A 16,241-nucleotide genomic window follows, 5' to 3' on the forward strand; every position below is an offset into this window, starting at 1 on the left:
TAAACAGAAAGATCAACTGGTAGTAATCCGTACTGAACATATTATACATTATTTTCAGTATAGTTGAGCTTATTATTGACTAGAGTCATGCTCCGACAAATCTTTTCCCAGGGTCTCTATTTCCATAAATCCATAAAAGCCATAAAAGAGGGGTCTGGAGGGGGCTGCGTTTGCGCCAGCAGGCCGGAGATCAAGGACAATACCGGGGAAGAGGCTCAAACTCAGGTGGGAGTTCCTCTCTCCTAAAAGCTTCTGTTTTATCCTGGGAAGAATCCACCCAGGGATCCCTTAGGTTGTCCTTGGTTGGTATCCCTTTGGCAAGATCCGCTAGCCCAACCCAGGCCATGTTGCCCGTTCGCCCCCGCGAAACTGTTTCCATGTTCACCCGCGACGGGATCCAACTGGACGCGGATGTCTATCGCCCGCAAGGGGAGGGGAGCTACCCGGTTTTGCTGATGCGGCAGCCCTATGGGCGGGCCATTGCCTCGACGGTGGTGTATGCCCATCCCAGGTGGTATGCGGCCCAGGGGTACATTGTGGTCATCCAGGATGTGCGCGGACGGGGAACTTCCAAGGGATCCTTCTACCCTTTCCGCCATGAGGTGGAAGACGGGTTTGACGCCGTCAATTGGGCGGCTGCCTTGCCGGGGAGCAACGGCGTAGTGGGCATGTACGGCTTCTCTTATCAGGGCATGACCCAGCTGTATGCGGCTTCTACCCGTCCCAGCGCCTTGAAGGCCATCTGCCCGGCGATGCTGCCTTACGATCTCTATGCCGATGCCGCTTACCCAGGGGGGGCCTTTGCCTTCTACAACAACCTCAGTTGGGCCTTGCAACTGGAGACCGAAGGGGCGCGTCTCAGGGGGGATGCCAATGCCTACCAAGCGCTTTTGAAAGCTGCCCGCAATCTCCCCCTCTACGACCCTATCCCCCTCAAGCCGGGGGTGTTGCAGCAGTATGCCCCCCAATCCTATTACTTCGACTGGCTGGAGCACAGCGAGCCGGATGAATACTGGCGCAAGCTCTCTCCCCGTCTAGAGGTGGTGGATCTGCCGATGCTACACATTGCCGGCTGGTTTGACAGCTACCTGAGTGGTAGCCTGCGCCTCTACAAGGAAATGAGCGCCCGCAGCCAGAACCCTCAATACCTGATCATCGGCCCTTGGATCCATCTCCCTTGGGGGCGCAAAGTGGGGGCGTTGGACTTTGGCCCAGAGGCCATTAGCCCCATCGATCGCCTGCAGGTGCGCTGGTTTGACCAGTTCCTCAAAGGCAAAGATACAGGGATCCTCCAGGAGCCGCCGGTACGCCTGTTCGAGATGGGATCCAACCGCTGGCGCGGCTTTGATGCTTGGCCTACCCCTGAGCCAAAAGCTTTTTACCTACACAGCACCGGCTTGGCTGCCCTTTCAGAAGCAGAGGGATCCCTTCGCCCTGAACCCTCGCCGACGCAACAATCGGATACCTTTGTTCACGATCCCTGGCGACCGGTGCCGGCCTTGGGGGGCCACCTAGTTCAGCCTGCCGGGCCGCAAGAGCGCTCCGCCCTCGACTGCCGCACCGATGTCCTGACCTATACCACTCCGCCGCTGCAAGCCGAGCTGGTTCTGGTCGGGGACATTGCTGTGGAGGTGTACGCGGAGGCCGACAGCCCCAGTTTCGATCTTTGCGCTGTGCTCTCGGTGGTAAGGCCCGATGGGCAGGTGTATAACTTTTCCCAAGGCTATTGTCGCCTACGGGATCCCCAGCCCAGTACCCCCATTCTGATTCCCTGTCAGCCCACCTGTATTCGCATCCCTTGCGGTCACGCCTTGCGCCTCAGCCTTAGCGCGGCTTGTTTTCCGGCCTATCCTGTCAACACAGGCACGGGAATGCGGGAAGAGCGGCTGATTGAGGCCCGCATTCTCACCATCACTCTCCGCAGCGGTGGCGAGACGCCTTCGCGGCTGCACCTGCCCATGGCTTGAAGCCAAGAAGAGACCAAGCTTCGGGATCCCGTTCGCAATCCCCGCTTACAAAGAGACACCAAACGTTAGGATAGAAACAGGCAGGGCAAGGGAACACCATGTTGCAAGACCCAAAGTTGATCCGGCACTATCAGGCTTTGACCGATGCTCTGGTGGATACCTGGCAGCGGGGCTACCGGCGCACTGATGAGCTACGTCTGCTGGTGGATGGCTACCTGCTGGCCTTGCGAACTGGCAAACAATTGGAGCCCTTCGAGATCTATCGCATTGAGGACGAGGTCAACCGCTTCCTCTACGATCCGTCCAACTTCATAGATCCGGAATTGGAGCCAGAGGCGGAGCCGATGCGGGGTTATTGATTTTGTGAATCCCTGTTGGCGATCCCTAGAACAGGTGGGGCAAAGTTTTGATTCCAACCTTTTCTGATCTCCCCTCGCCCCTTGGGAGAAAGACTAGGGGGGAGGGCGCTGACTGAGTTCTGGTTTTGTCGAGCATCTTGCGCCTGGTAGGCTGAGAGGGATCGATTCGTTCCTGATTCCAGTCGTATCGGTTCTATGGCGGTTTGGGATAGGGTGATGACCTCCCGGCATCTGCCCCTGCTGGGATCCGGCTTGGGCTTGGGGGTAGCCCTGATCCTCTGGTACGGGGTGTTTGGCTACCACGTGCTGCAGATTGGCCTCTGGCTGCTGAGCATCCTGCTGGTGGGGCTGTACTGGGCGCAGTTTTCCCCGGCTCAACCCCCTTGGGATCCGACGCGGCTGCGCTGGCAACAGGAGCTGTTGCACCTGGGGCTGTTGGTGTTGGTCTTTGCCCCGATCTACCTCTACGACCTGCCCAACATCCCTTTTCAGATCAATACTGACGAGATTGTGATCACCTCCATGGCCCGTCGCGCCTCAGGGGTGCGCTATCCCGATATCTTTGGGCTGATGCCGGAGTATTTCTATTTCCCCCGCTTCATGTTCAGCCTCTTCGGCGGCCTGACGCGGCTGATGGGGGGAGTCACGCTGCTCAATGTGCGCACGGTACATGCCGCCTTCGGGGTCGTCACCATTCTGGTGGCCTACGGGTTTTTTCGGGCATTTTGGGGATCCCGGCTGGCTTTGGCGGGGGCGGCCCTCTTGGGATCCAACCATGCCCTGCTGGCTATTAGCCGTATGGCGATGCGGGAAAACCTCATTGTCTTGGTAGAGTGTGCAGCCTTGGCCTTGATCTTGAAGGGGGTGCGGGAGAAAAACCCCCTGCTGCTCTATCTGGGGGGAGGGGCGGCGGGCTTCTCTCTGTACGGCTATTTGCCGGGGCGGGTGGTGATCCTGTTGGGGCTGTTGTTTGGAGTTCTGTACCTGCTCCTGGGCCGGGAGGATCTCCGAGGAGAAAACAAGCAAGCTAATCCCCTCTGGGTCCTGGCTAAGCTGACGGTGCCCGCGGCGCTGGGCTTTTTTCTGGTGGCTGGGCCCATTCTGGTGGCTACGGTCACAGCACCCGCGGTGAGCGCCGAGTACTCTCGCCAACAATTTCTCTTTTTCCCGGAAGGGCGGGCGTTACAACAGATGTGGGTGAATGCGGCTACGCCAGAGGAGGCGGTCTGGCGCAACATCTTCAACGGCCTGAGTATGTTCAACGACCCCGGCCAGCACGACCGCGGCTACATCTATCCCAACTACGGCCATGCTTTTGTGGATCCCTTGACGGGGATTTTGATCTGGCTGGGGCTGGGATCCGGCCTCTACCGCCTTTTCAAGAAGCGCAGCCAACCCCACGACTGGCTGTGTATCGGCAGTTTCCTGTTTCTTTACTTGCTCTTTAGCTTTGCCATCACCAAAGCCCCCAACTACACCCGCCTGCTGGTGATCCTGCCCTTTGTAGCCTATCTAACCTTGGAAGGGATCCAAGTGCTGGCAGGTCTCCTGGAACGCTGGGGATCCCGGGCCGGGAGTTGGCTGCCGGCGGCGGCGATGGCGGGGGCAATCCTGCTGATTGGGGGGTGGAACCTGGCCATTTTTGGAGACTTTGTCCACAAAGGCTGGACTCAAGGCAATGATGTGGGGGCTACCGGGCGCTATGTGGCAGCTCGCCAAGGGGATCCCGACTACCGCTTCTATCTGGCCGCCAGCGCTGCCTACCCCTATTTCAGCTGGGGAGAGCCTATCTACTGGCAAAGTTGGATTCAATTTTTTGCTGGGCCGGAGCAGGAGGTGAAGGTTTTTTCCCCAGAGACGTTGCCCGGCCAAGACCTAGAACCGCCGTTTACCCTGTTCACGAATGAGGCAGTATGGGATCAGCAGGGGGCAGAGCTGCAACGGCGCTTTCCCAAGGGGCAGTTGCATCGGATCCCTGCCGAGCGGGGGCTATGGGCCTTTGAGGTGGCGGATCCCTAGAGCTCCCCCCTTGTTTGGCCAACCCACTGTTCGCGGGACGGAGTCCTTTCGCGTCAGCGGGACGGAGTCCTTTCTTTTTACCAGGCTAAAAGTAGCTGAAAGCACACTATGCAGATCCAGAGCCGCCAACAGTAGAAGAAGATGATAGCGTTCCAGGGATCCCAGACGTGCGTTTTGATGCCTACGACCCGGGCGAGGGGTTTTACGACGAGCTGTTTTTGGGGCGTAACCAGCCCCGTCCTGAGGCGATCCCGCTGATTGAGCGCATTCATTCTCTGGAAGAAGGGGAACTGCAGCAGCGGCAAGCGGCAGCACAGGCGGCCCTCTTTCAGATGGGGGTGACCTTCAACGTCTATGGCGATAGCCAGGGCACGGAGCGAATTTTCCCCTTTGACATCATTCCCCGCATCGTCTCGGCTTCCGAGTGGCAGCGGCTGGAGAAGGGTCTCAAGCAGCGCATCCACGCCCTCAACCTGTTCATCGACGATGTCTATCACGACCAGAAGATCCTTAAGGATGGGGTGATCCCTGCCGAGCTGATCGAAACGGCCAAGGGATTTCTGCGGCCCTGTGTGGGGCTCAACCCGCCGGGGAGAATTTGGTGCCACGTCACCGGCACCGACCTGGTGCGGGATCGGGACGGGACTTGGTACGTGTTGGAAGATAACCTGCGCTGTCCGTCGGGAATCTCTTATGTGCTGGAAAATCGGCGGGTGATGAAAAGCACCTTTCCCTCCCTGTTCAACACCATGGGGATCCGCCCGGTGGACGACTACCCTAGCCATTTGTTGGATACTCTGCTTAACCTGGTGCCGCACCTAGCCAACCCAACGGTGGTGGTGCTCACCCCCGGCATCTACAACTCCGCCTACTTCGAGCATTCTTTCCTCGCCCAGCAGATGGGGGTGGAGCTGGTGGAAGGGCGGGATCTGGTGGTGGCCGATGGCTATTTGCAAATGCGCACCACCAAAGGGCTGCAGCGGGTGGATGTGATCTACCGCCGCATCGACGATGACTTCATCGATCCCCTTGCTTTTCGCCCTGATTCCCTCTTGGGGGTACCCGGCCTGTTTGAGGTCTACCGGTCGGGGCGGCTGGCGATTGCCAACGCTTTGGGAACAGGGGTGGCGGACGACAAGGTGATCTACGCCTATGTGCCCCAGATGATCCGCTACTATCTGGGAGAGGAAGCCATTTTGCCCAACGTGCCCACCTACCTCTGCTGGGATCCCAAGGATCAGGCGTATGTGCTGGAGAACCTCGACAAGCTGGTGGTGAAGGCAGCCAACGAGTCAGGCGGCTATGGCATGCTGATGGGATCCCAGGCCACACCGGAAGAGCGGTCTGCTTTTGCCGAGAAAATCCGCGCCCAGCCGCGCAACTACATCGCCCAACCCACCCTGTGCCTTTCTCGCGTGCCCACCTTGGTGGATCGGGGAGAAGGCCCCTGTCTGGAGCCCTGTCATGTGGACTTGCGGCCCTACATCCTCTATGGCAAGGACATTTATGTTCACCCAGGGGGGCTGACCCGCGTCGCCCTCAAGAAGGGATCTCTGGTGGTGAACTCCTCCCAGGGGGGCGGCAGCAAAGATACCTGGGTGCTCTGCGCGGATCCCGGCTGTTGAGAGACGGCTTGCAAAATAGGTTCAGAGCCGCTCGCCCGAACCTCTGCTCCACCGGCCAAAGCGGCTGGCATGCTGAAGCGCCAAATCCACGTAGTGCTGGGCGTGAAGGCGCAGTTGCTTGACCTCTTCCTCGGTGAGGGTGCGGATAACCTTGGCCGGGATCCCCGCCGCCAAAGAGTGGGGTGGCACAGACCGGGTGACCACCGCTCCAGCTCCCACCATGCTGCCTGCCCCGATGGTGACCCCGTTCAAGATAATGGCCCCAATCCCGATCAGACATCCCCCCTCGATGTGGGCACTGTGGATGACCGCTCGATGGCCTACGGTCACTTCCTCGCCAACCAGGGTCGGCTGTCCGGGATCCCCGTGCAGGATGGCTCCATCTTGGATGTTGCTGCGGCGGCCAATCACAATGGGCGAGAGATCCCCGCGCAGGATAGCCCCGTACCAGATGCTCACCGCTTCCGAAAGATGGACATCGCCGATCAGTATGGCATTGGCGGCAATAAAGGCTGCCTCATCTACTCCCGTCGGCTGCCGATCCAGCCCAATTGGCCAGGTGTCCTGTTTTTCTCGTTGCATTCAGAGTCGAGGCCGTTCATGTCAGTTGGGCTTGACGTTGAGAGAGTAGAGAGGATTCAGACGGTTGCAAGGGGCGAGTGGCAAAGAAAGTTTCGTAGATGCAATCGCCAACGTGGTTCATTTGTAGCTGCAATTTGTCGAGAAACTCATGTAAGCCCTGCTCCATAATGTCGTCGATGGTCAGGTAGTCCAGCTCAGAACGCAGGCGGCCCAAAGCTCGCTCGCTGGGATCCCGCCAGGTATCGGCTGGGGTGCCGGTGATCTGGTGCAGGGATCGATCCGCATGAATAAGACAAAACTGAATGGAGCGGGGAAATTGCCGATCCAAAATCAGGAAAGAGGCCACCTCCCTGGGATTGATGCGGTGCTGGCGGCTGTATTTCCGGTACATTTCATAAGCACTGGCCGACTTCAGCAAGGCGATCCACTGCAGCTCATCCAAAGCCGTACCCACATACTGCAGAGAGGGCAGCAAGATAAAATACTTAACGTCCAAAATGCGCGCCGTTTTGTCTGCCCGCTCCAAAAGACGGCCAATCTGGCCAAAATGCCATCCTTCCCCATGGGTCATGGTGGCATCCATCACCCCGGCGAATAGGTGACTGGCCAGCTTCACTTCCGTGAAAAAATCGTGGAGCTGACTCAGGTGGGGGCCTTGCTGAGCCGCTTCTTTGACCATCAAATAAAAGCGGTTGACCCGCTCCCACATTTCTGAAGAAATGACCTCCCGCACAGAACGGGCATTTTCCCGCGCCAGCCGCAAACAGGAAAGGATGGAGTTGGGGTAATCCCTATCAAAAGCCAGGAACTGGATGACCGTTTCTTGGGTTGCCTGGCCATAGCGTTGGTAAAACAGCTCCTGATCCCCGGTGGTGTAGACGATGGGATCCCACTGCTGAGCGGGACCGCTGGGCAAGTCTAGGATGAGGTTGAGATTGACATCGATGAAGCGGGCGATGTTCTCGGCGCGCTCCACGTAGCGGTTGAGCCAGTAGATGGAATCGGCCACGCGACTCAGCATGCTGTTACCTCCTCTGGAGTTTCTTGTCTCCGCGCTCCGTTCAAATTCAATAAACGAAGCAGCCGCCGCAGCTTCACCAGCAGCACCCCCGTCAGGCCGGTCAAGATCCACCCCATCCACTCGGCTGCAGTACCCAGATAGCGCACCTGCACGCGATGATCCCCCGGTGGGATCCGCACCTGCAACAGCCCCACTCCGCTGTGCTCAGCAGACGTGAGGCGACCATCCACCTGTACCCACCAAGCAGGGTAGTAAAAAGTGCGCAGGACTACCCATTGATCCTGATCGGTGGGGTTAACGGCCCGAAAACGACGGTAGCCATAGCGCCACTGCTCCACTTCCAACAGTGGCTCCAGATCGCTTTGTTCTCGTCCAAAGTTCACCATGTCGCCTTGCCACCGCAGCAGCGGATCCACCTCTGGGGGCGGCATGGGCAGCGTTGCCTGGCGAGGTCGGTACTCCAGCACATCCACCAGCGCCAGCCCGTCGGGAAAGCGCCAGTGCATGTGGAGAAAAGCAATGCCCGGTCGCTCCTGGGGCTCGTTGGGAAATGGCTTGGCGGCAGACAGCTCTTGAAAAGTCTGGATGGTTTGCGGGTCAAACCAGGCTCTGGACAAGACCTGCCAGCCCTGCCAGCTTTGTATCCCCATTGCCAGACCTATCCCCACAATCAAGAGGATCCTCCAGCCCTTTTGCCCCCACCCCCAGGCGGCCAGGGATCCCAACAGCCAGGGCACCGTTACTGATGTCACCGCCATCCAGCGCCAAGAAAACTGAATGCGGCGCAGGGGCAAAACCCACTCGTAGAGCCAACCCAGCAGATCCGTCATCATCAGCAAGGCCACCAAGCTGGCCCCCAAGCTGTAGAGCAGGATGGCTTTGGCCAGGGGAGCATGGGATCCCAAGGCATCAAAGGACTCCGTCTCGTTAGCGCGAACGGAATGGATCGGGGTCATCCCCCTTGTCCTGCGGGCCAGCCATTCCCAGAAAACCAGGATCCCAGCACCCAAGACAACGGCCACCATCCAGATCCAGTACCCCACCAGGCCGCTCTCAAACCAGTGCTGCGTCAGTTGTGGCTGGAGCCGGGTCAGCCCACTCACCATCAAACGATGTTGGGGCATGTACTCTTCGACGAAATTGACGAAGTCCACCTGGACAAAGCGCTGATCCCAAAAGGCGGGCAGCAGATAAAACGCCGTCCACCCCAGCCCCAGCCCAAACCCCAAGTAGCAGCGCCCCACCCTGGGCCAGAGGGGATCCCAGCGGCCCAGCACCCAAGGCAGAGGCAGCCAAGTTAGCGTAAAGACCAGCAAAGTGGGCAAGTGAGATAGGGCCAACAGGCCGTAGCTAATGGCTAAGGCCACAATCGGCCAAAGGGACTGGGGCCGGCAGATCACCTGGACTGAGGCCCAGAAAATCCAGGGAGAGACAGCAATGGCCCACACTTCCCCCATTGCCCCCCGTTGGTAAATATCCACCAGCCAATAGGGGCCGGCCATACCCGCCAGAGCCAAAACCAGAGCCCAAGCCCAGGGGATGAGTTGCCGGAGAAGGGCATACAGCCCTGCGCCAAAGACTGCCATCGCCAAGCCCATGCTGGCCACCAAAGAGGTGGGCATGTCCAGCTCCAGCAGGCGAAACGGCAGAGGGGCCACCATGCACAGAGGGGGGTAAAAGGCAAAGGTGGGATTGCCGTAGCCGAAGTTGGAATACTCCAGCCAGCGGGGGTAAAACTGCCCGCCGAAAAACTGTCGTTGATACTGAAAGGCCCAACTGAGGTTGAAGTGAGTGGAGTGAGTCATGGGATAGCCCTGGCGCAGCATGGGCCAGAGCAGCACCCCAATGCCCACCAACAACCCTAGCCCAACACCCCTCTCTGGTTGTTGCAAAGCTTTCAGCATTTCTCGGCGTTATCCCGATCCTCTGCCTCGAAAGGCCCAGACTTCCCCCCATACTTGCGCAGCAGCCGGATGTGTTCGATCACCATCGTCTTCTCCAAGGCCTTGGCCATGTCGTACAGGGTGAGGGCAGCCACCGAAACTGCTGTCAAAGCCTCCATCTCCACCCCTGTTTGGGCGTTGGTTTTTACTGTAGCGGTGATCAGAAAGCCGGGCAGATGGGGATCCGGATTCAGATCCACGGTGACGCTGCTCAAGGGGAGAGGATGACACAGCGGGATCAGATCGGCGGTGCGCTTGGCAGCCATGATCCCGGCCAGCCGGGCTGTTTCCACCACATTCCCTTTGGGCCCTTGACCGGCCAGAATAGCCTGCAAAGTCGTTTCTGACATGCGTACCTGTCCTTGGGCAGTGGCCAAGCGGGCAACCATGGGCTTGTGTCCCACTTCCACCATTTGTGCTCGGCCAGAGGCGTCCAGGTGGGTGAGGGCTTGCCCAACAAAGGACTCTGTCCTGCTGGCGCGACTAGAACTCGAATCCGATGGCACCCCGGCCTCCCACAATCCTTGAGAGCTGAAGAGTTGGCTTAGGCTCCGATGAGGTCGGCAAATCGGCAACCAGACCCGCAGGGACTTGACAACTAGTAGCGAATCCAGGCATAGGCGGCATCGGAGAGCACCGGCACCTCGGCGTAGTGGCCGCGAATGTTTTGCACCCAGGCGTAGACGGTGATGGCAATCACCCCCAAGAGAGCCGTGGTGGCCAAAATGCTGACCATCGCTGCCAGGCCAAGGCTGCCAAAGAGCATGCCGAACACCTGCATCAGCACCTGCACCAAGAACAAGGCAATGTTGAGCAACAGCGCCTGGATGGTGTTGAAGCGAACAAAATGGGCTACGCGGGTGTTGCGGATCACCAGGAACAGCAGAGCCAAAAACACCCCCATTCCCAGCCAGCCCGTGGCCAGGGGCACCAGACGAAATAGGGGCGCAAAAATGGGGATCAGCCCTGGCAAAGATTGAAACAGCCCAGAGGGCAAAAAGCCCAAGGGCAGAGCCGATACCAAAGGCAGAAGGTAGGGAAGGGATCCCCACAGCCGATTGATGGGAGTGATGTCGCCGCGCCAGGTCATAATCCGTCGATCCCTATTAGGTGCAGTGGTCATTGAAGTGAAGTTTGCTTGTCGGTGCGCTTCCAGGATCCTCACCAGCTAAAGATTCAGAGAGAGAAAGCAACACCCAAGCCTTGGGCTTATTGTAGTCGATGGATTTGGGTGGCTCAACGCGCTTGGCCGCAAGCTGGCTTCTGCTTTCCAGTGAGCAGAAAAACTCGAGGCCAAAACGTTCAGAGTGAGCGCTCCGATGAATCCAGGCTGATATAATCAACGGCAAATTCTGGCTGCATCACCGGTTTTTCAGGTTCTCTACATTTTTCAGCTTCCACCATGAAGATTTCATTGTCTCCCGCTGCTGGCGTTGTCGGAGCTTTCCTCTGGCAAGTTTGGTCTGGGCTCATTGGTTTTCTCAACGACCGTCTGTTGCCGGAGCGCTATCACATTCGGCCCGAAGCTTTGCCGGAGTGGATTGCCCAGGTGTGGGCAGGCTATCTGCGCTATCGGGAAGCCTCTCGTCCGGGGGCAATCCAGTTTCGCGGCTTGACGGTGGATCCCAGCCGAGATCTGCGCTCAGCTCACCTCGGATCCCGTCCGCTCCGCTACCGCGGCTGCCCCATGGAGACGGTTGCCCGCTCTGGGGATCCCTCTCCTGCCGTCCAACCCATCCCTGAAAAGGCTTTTGTGCCCCCCTACTGGAAACTCCTCAATACGCTGCGCTTGAAGTTGAGCCTGGCCGATATTGATCGCTACCCCGTCACTCCGGCCCTGCAGCGGGTTTACCGCGGTCAAGAGTTCTGACAGCGCTCTGCTCCTTAGCGGCAATGGGGTGTTGATGCCGGGGATCCCCTTTTGGGCGGGGATCCCCTTTTGGATTTTGTTCGCGACAGCGGGAAGGAGTCCCCAGATCGGACTTGTGGGTTTGGGTGAGATTGCGATCGGGTGGTTTCTCCTGGGGTGAGGGGAAAGCTGAGAAAGACTGCAAAAAAACTTAAGGTCACTTTCCCGCTGTGGGATAGTGGATAAAGAAGAACATGGTGCTCCGCACCGCCAACGCGAATGAGCTTTGTTATGTCCAAAAGCGGCGTGCTCCTGCTGAACTTGGGGGGGCCAGAGACCCAGGCTGATGTGCAGCCCTTTCTTTACAATCTGTTCGCCGATCCTGAGCTGATCCGCCTGCCATTTCCCTTCTTGCAGCGGGCCTTCGCCTGGGCCATCTCCACGCTGCGGGCCGAAAAATCCCGCCGCAACTACGCGGCCATTGGGGGGGGATCCCCCTTGCGGCGCATTACTGCTGAGCAAGCGCGAGAACTGCAGGCCCACCTGGTGGCTGAGGGCTATGACGTGCCGGTGTATGTTGCCATGCGCTACTGGCATCCGTTGATCGAGTCGGTGGTGCAGCAGATCAAGTCGGATGGGATCACCCGCTTGGTGGTGCTGCCGCTCTACCCGCAGTATTCCATCAGCACGACGGGATCCAGCTTTAAGCTGCTGGATCGGCTCTGGGCTGAAGATCCGGAGCTGGCATGCATCGAGCGCTGCCAGATCTGCTCTTGGTACGATCAGCCCCAGTATGTGCAGGCGATGGCTAGAGGGATTCGGGAACAGTTGGATGGGTTTGCCGCTCCCGAGGGGGTGCATGTGCTGTTCAGCGCCCACGGCATTCCCGAAAGCTATGTCACCGAGGCCGGGGATCCCTACCAACGGGAAATGGAAGCCTGCGTGCGGCTGATCTGGCAGCAGGTGGGACGCCCCAATGACCACACCCTCTCCTATCAAAGCCGGGTGGGTTCGGTGCGGTGGCTGCAACCCTATACCGAACGGGTCATCCTGGAGTTGGGATCCCGAGGTGTGAAGCAGTTGCTGGTGGTGCCGATTAGCTTTGTGTCGGAGCACATCGAGACCCTGCAGGAGATCGACATCGAGTATCGGGAACTGGCCCATCGAGCTGGGATTGCCGATTTTCGCCGTGTGCCCGCCTTAAATACCGACCCTCTGTTCATTGCTGGCTTGGCGGCGCTGGTGCGGCCTCATCTGCTCACTCCGGGCTTGGCAGCTCCTGCCTTTGTCCCTGCTGCTGTAGGCGGCTCGCTGCTGGAGCGGTAGGGAAGAACGCCAGGCATTTCATTGTTGCTCTGCTCATTGTTGCTCTGCAACGCTGACGCGACCAGACGAGGACGCTGACTTCATACCCCCAGAAGCGTTCTCCTACCACCCCAGGTGTCTCATCTTCATGGAGTTTTGACTGGGAATGACCCTAAGCCCGAGCGAAGCCTTGCTGACGAAGTGGCTGCTGACCTATTTTTACCAACGGCTGCCTTTCCCCCAAGAGTGGCTGCCGCAGAAAAGCTATTGGGTAGGGGGATCCCTGCGGGATGCTTACCTGGCTTGGCTGCAGGGCCGTGCTGCTGGGGATCCCGCTCGCGACGGTGGGATGGAGTCCTCAGCGTCGGTGGATTTGGACCTGATGTGCGCTGTGGATCCCGTGGGCTGGGCAGCGGCAGTGGCACGGCGGTTGGGGGCAGGCTTTGTGGTTTTGGATCCCGAACGGCAGATTGCCCGCATTGTGTTGGCAAAGTTGACCGTGGACGTGGGGCTGCAGGCGGGATCCACCCCTGAGGAGGATCTGAGGCAGCGGGACTTCACCTGCAATGCCCTGGCCTTGGATCTGCAACGGGAGCAACTGCTGGATCCCACGGGCGGACAAGCCGATATTCGCCAGGGCCGGATGCGCATGGTACACCCCGACAACCTCAGTGCTGATCCGGTGCGGCTGTTGCGGGGTTATCGACAGGCGGCTCAGCTGGGGTTTGGGCTGGATCCAGCTACGCAAGAGGCGATCCGGGAGCGGGCTCCCCTTTTGGCGAATGTGGCGGCAGAACGGGTGCGGGCAGAGATAGTGGCCCTGTTGGAGGCAGGGATCCCCGGGCTGGCTCACCTACAGGGGGCGGTGGCGGCGGGGTTGCTGCAGGCTTGGCTGCCCCACCTGAAACCGGAAAGTCCGGGCTTCCCTCAAGCTCAGGCGGTGTGGGAGTGGGCCGAACGCTGGCGACCGCTGTATCCCCGCACGCTGGCAGAGCTGGCCCAGCCCTTGACATCCTCACGCGAAGGGCGCGGCAGGCTGTTGGCAGTGGTGCTGGCGGCCTTGTTGTGGGATCCGGCAGGAACCAAGGCCTCCGTCCCACTGACACAAACGGCAGAAGGGGTGGAAACCGAGCTGGAGCGGCTGCGCTTCAGCCGGGCAGAAATGCGGGCCATCCAAAAGCTACACCATCTTCTGCCTCAGCTTCAGCTTCTCCTGACGGACTCCCCCACCCCTGCGCAACAGTGGCGGCTTTATCAACAGGCGGGATCCCTGTTCGGTGGCCTGGCGCTGTTGGCGGTGGCTACGGGCGGCGACCCTCAAAAGCTGGAGTCTTGGCTCAAACGCTACGAAGACCCCCAGGATCCCCTGGCCCATCTGGTGCCCCTGCTGGATGGCCGCGATCTGCTGCACAGCTTGGGGGCCAAACCCGGCCCCTGGGTAGGCCAGTTGCTGCAAGACCTCCAGGAGGCGCAGGCTTGGGGGCAGATTCAAACTCGTGCCGAGGCGCTCTCTTTTGCCCGCCGGTGGTGTGGCCAGCAAAAAGACTAGCCGAAGCGATAGCCGAAGCCGCGCACCGTCACCAAATACTCTGGGTTACTGGGATCCAGCTCCAATTTTTCCCGCAGCCAGCGGATATGTACATCGACGGTCTTGCTGTCGCCCATGAAGTCGGATCCCCAGATGCGCTCCAGAAGCTGTTCCCGCGTCCAAACGCGGCGGGGATTGGACATAAACAGCTCCAACAGGCGAAATTCCTTGGGGGAAAAACTCACCTCAACGCCCCGCACCAACACGCGGCACTCCTGGGTAAACATACACAGATCCCCGTAACGGAGCACCGTGGCATCGCTGGCTTGGGCCAGTTGTTGCCGGCGCAACACCGAGCGACAGCGGGCGATCAGCTCCCGCATGCCGAAGGGCTTGGTCAGATAATCGTCGGCCCCCAGTTCCAAGCCCACCACGCGGTCGGTTTCGCTACTTTTGGCCGTCAACATCAAGATGGGAATCGTGTTGCCCTCCCTGCGCAGCAGCCTGCACAGATCCAGACCGTTCAAGCTGGGCAACATCAAATCCAAGATCATCAAATCCAGCCGCTCAACCGTATGCACCATCTCAAGGGCTTGCCGACCATCAGCGGCTTGTAAAACCTGATACCCCTGCTCTTCTAAAGCCAGGGCAACCGTTTCCCGAATGGCATCCTCGTCATCCACCACCAGCAGGGTCTCCAGATGGGGAGCAGCTTCCTTGGCTTGAGGAAGTGGACCGGTCATGGAGAGGGTTGCTTCCATACAGAACTCCGTTGCGCCTGCACGCAAGTGCTCCGCACCGCCGTCACGAACGCGGAAGCGTCACGTAGCGATAACAGCCTCACAGGGTGAGAAGGGCAAGTGCCGCCACCGTCAACAGCAGCCCCCCGATAGGATATCAAACTTCCAGGGCAGGCCAATAAAGAGAACAGGGGCGGACTGATTGCCCAAGGTCTTGAGACGGCGAATGGAACCGAAAGGATTCCAAAAACCTGCAATTCAGGATGATTGATTTAAGATCTCTAATGTGGAGCCGCCCCTACCCACGCCTCATGGTGCTCTGCACCCCTCCCGCGAACGGCAACTCACGCTTTAAGGACTCCGTCCCGCTGTCGCGATTGGCCGGAAACCGGTTATGTCTGCTTCCCCTCCTGCACTCTGGGCCACTGGCGGAGCCATTCTGCGGCTGTTGCGCTGGCACAAGCCGGCAGGGCGACTGATTTTGATGATCCCGGCTCTGTGGGGAGCTTTTTTGGCCGGACGGGGAACACCCCCTTGGCCGTTGGTCGGGATCATCATTTTGGGCAGCCTGGCTGCCAGTGGGGCAGGCTGTGTCATCAACGATCTTTGGGATCGAGATTTGGATCCGCTGGTGGAGCGCACCCGCCATCGCCCGTTGGCCAGTCGGGAGTTGACCGTTGGCGTCGGGATCCTGATGGCGGTGGTGAGTTTGGCCTGTGCGGCAGGGCTGGCGCTGTTTCTCAACCCGGTTAGCTTTGCCCTCTGTGTGGCGGCGGTGCCGGTAATTCTGCTCTATCCAGGGGCCAAGCGGGTGTTTCCGGTGCCGCAGTTGGTGCTGGCTCTGGCGTGGGGATTTGCCGTGCTCATCAGTTGGACGGCGGTGAGCGGCCAAGATGCCAACACCCCCCTGTGGGAAGAGGGGCTGGGCTGGCTGTGGCTGGCCACGGTGTTGTGGACACTGGGATTTGATACCGTCTATGCTCTTGCGGATCGGGAGGACGATGAGCGGGCCGGGATCCATTCCAGCGCCCGTTTTTTCGGGCAGCGGACGCCGACGGCAGTAGGGCTATTTTTTTTGGGCACTGCCATCGCGCTGTTGGGGGTAGGCCTCAGCCTACGGTTGCATGGAGTTTATTTTGTCAGCTTGGCCATCGTCACTGTCCTCTGGGGCCGGCAAACCTGGCAGCTCCACCAAAGGAATGCCTCTCCCACCTTGTACCTGGCCATCTTCGGCCAAAATGTGGTGCAAGGGTTTATTCTGCTGGCGGGGATGATCGGCGGGTCCCTGCTGGCCTGAGGGATC

At 59.3% G+C, this 16,241-nt stretch carries 14 protein-coding genes; 8 read left to right on the plus strand and 6 right to left on the minus strand.

Annotation, left to right across the window (positions count from 1 at the left end):
* Nucleotides 1-344: 344 nt before the first annotated feature.
* From ACVWZF_RS13090 to ACVWZF_RS13105, 4 genes are all read left to right on the plus strand, one after another.
* Nucleotides 345-1,967, plus strand: coding sequence for a CocE/NonD family hydrolase (locus ACVWZF_RS13090; RefSeq protein WP_457411640.1), 1,623 nt, complete (start codon nucleotides 345-347; stop codon nucleotides 1,965-1,967).
* A gap of 98 nt (nucleotides 1,968-2,065) precedes the next feature.
* Complete coding sequence (locus tag ACVWZF_RS13095; protein WP_011434405.1) at nucleotides 2,066-2,326, plus strand: DUF6761 family protein; 261 nt, start codon at nucleotides 2,066-2,068, stop codon at nucleotides 2,324-2,326.
* A gap of 216 nt (nucleotides 2,327-2,542) precedes the next feature.
* A complete protein-coding gene (locus ACVWZF_RS13100; RefSeq protein WP_457411630.1) occupies nucleotides 2,543-4,345 on the plus strand; it encodes a glycosyltransferase family 39 protein in 1,803 nt (600 codons plus the stop codon).
* A 167-nt stretch (nucleotides 4,346-4,512) separates the two neighbouring features.
* Nucleotides 4,513-5,970: a circularly permuted type 2 ATP-grasp protein gene (locus tag ACVWZF_RS13105; RefSeq protein WP_011434403.1), complete on the plus strand. Its 1,458-nt coding sequence runs from the start codon at nucleotides 4,513-4,515 to the stop codon at nucleotides 5,968-5,970.
* 21 nt (nucleotides 5,971-5,991) lie between these two features.
* Here the strand turns inward: ACVWZF_RS13105 and ACVWZF_RS13110 are convergent, their stop codons facing one another.
* From ACVWZF_RS13110 to ACVWZF_RS13130, 5 genes are all read right to left on the minus strand, one after another.
* Nucleotides 5,992-6,552, minus strand: coding sequence for a gamma carbonic anhydrase family protein (locus tag ACVWZF_RS13110; RefSeq protein ID WP_011434402.1), 561 nt, complete (start codon nucleotides 6,550-6,552; stop codon nucleotides 5,992-5,994).
* Nucleotides 6,553-6,568: 16 nt separating this feature from the next.
* Nucleotides 6,569-7,573: an alpha-E domain-containing protein gene (locus ACVWZF_RS13115; RefSeq protein ID WP_011434401.1), complete on the minus strand. Its 1,005-nt coding sequence runs from the start codon at nucleotides 7,571-7,573 to the stop codon at nucleotides 6,569-6,571.
* On the minus strand, nucleotides 7,567-9,477 hold the full coding sequence (locus ACVWZF_RS13120) for a hypothetical protein (RefSeq protein WP_457411632.1): 1,911 nt from the start codon (nucleotides 9,475-9,477) through the stop codon (nucleotides 7,567-7,569). The genes ACVWZF_RS13115 and ACVWZF_RS13120 overlap by 7 nt, the downstream gene beginning before the upstream one ends.
* Entirely contained in the window at nucleotides 9,471-10,022 is a 552-nt protein-coding gene (gene moaC / locus ACVWZF_RS13125; protein WP_011434399.1) for a cyclic pyranopterin monophosphate synthase MoaC, read from the minus strand. Before moaC ends, ACVWZF_RS13120 begins: the two co-directional genes overlap by 7 nt.
* A 92-nt stretch (nucleotides 10,023-10,114) precedes the next feature.
* Complete coding sequence (locus tag ACVWZF_RS13130; RefSeq protein ID WP_011434398.1) at nucleotides 10,115-10,606, minus strand: Tic20 family protein; 492 nt, start codon at nucleotides 10,604-10,606, stop codon at nucleotides 10,115-10,117.
* 312 nt (nucleotides 10,607-10,918) lie between these two features.
* Between ACVWZF_RS13130 and ACVWZF_RS13135 the strand changes: the two genes are divergently transcribed.
* The 3 genes from ACVWZF_RS13135 to ACVWZF_RS13145 all read left to right on the plus strand — a co-directional run bounded on the left by ACVWZF_RS13135 (nucleotide 10,919) and on the right by ACVWZF_RS13145 (nucleotide 14,219).
* Nucleotides 10,919-11,386, plus strand: coding sequence for a hypothetical protein (locus ACVWZF_RS13135; protein ID WP_457411633.1), 468 nt, complete (start codon nucleotides 10,919-10,921; stop codon nucleotides 11,384-11,386).
* Nucleotides 11,387-11,656: 270 nt separating this feature from the next.
* Entirely contained in the window at nucleotides 11,657-12,691 is a 1,035-nt protein-coding gene (hemH, locus tag ACVWZF_RS13140; protein WP_457411634.1) for a ferrochelatase, read from the plus strand.
* 145 nt (nucleotides 12,692-12,836) lie between these two features.
* A complete protein-coding gene (locus tag ACVWZF_RS13145; protein WP_457411635.1) occupies nucleotides 12,837-14,219 on the plus strand; it encodes a CCA tRNA nucleotidyltransferase in 1,383 nt (460 codons plus the stop codon).
* On the opposite strand, the gene ACVWZF_RS13150 is transcribed toward ACVWZF_RS13145, so the two are convergent.
* Complete coding sequence (locus tag ACVWZF_RS13150) at nucleotides 14,216-14,941, minus strand: response regulator (protein WP_457411636.1); 726 nt, start codon at nucleotides 14,939-14,941, stop codon at nucleotides 14,216-14,218. The genes ACVWZF_RS13145 and ACVWZF_RS13150 overlap by 4 nt on opposite strands.
* A 391-nt stretch (nucleotides 14,942-15,332) precedes the next feature.
* Between ACVWZF_RS13150 and ACVWZF_RS13155 the strand changes: the two genes are divergently transcribed.
* Nucleotides 15,333-16,235 (plus strand): 4-hydroxybenzoate solanesyltransferase, encoded by a 903-nt coding sequence (locus ACVWZF_RS13155; RefSeq protein WP_414424276.1) that lies wholly within the window; start codon nucleotides 15,333-15,335, stop codon nucleotides 16,233-16,235.
* Nucleotides 16,236-16,241: the final 6 nt, after the last annotated feature.

This window comes from Thermostichus sp. OS-CIW-30 (assembly GCF_054060215.1).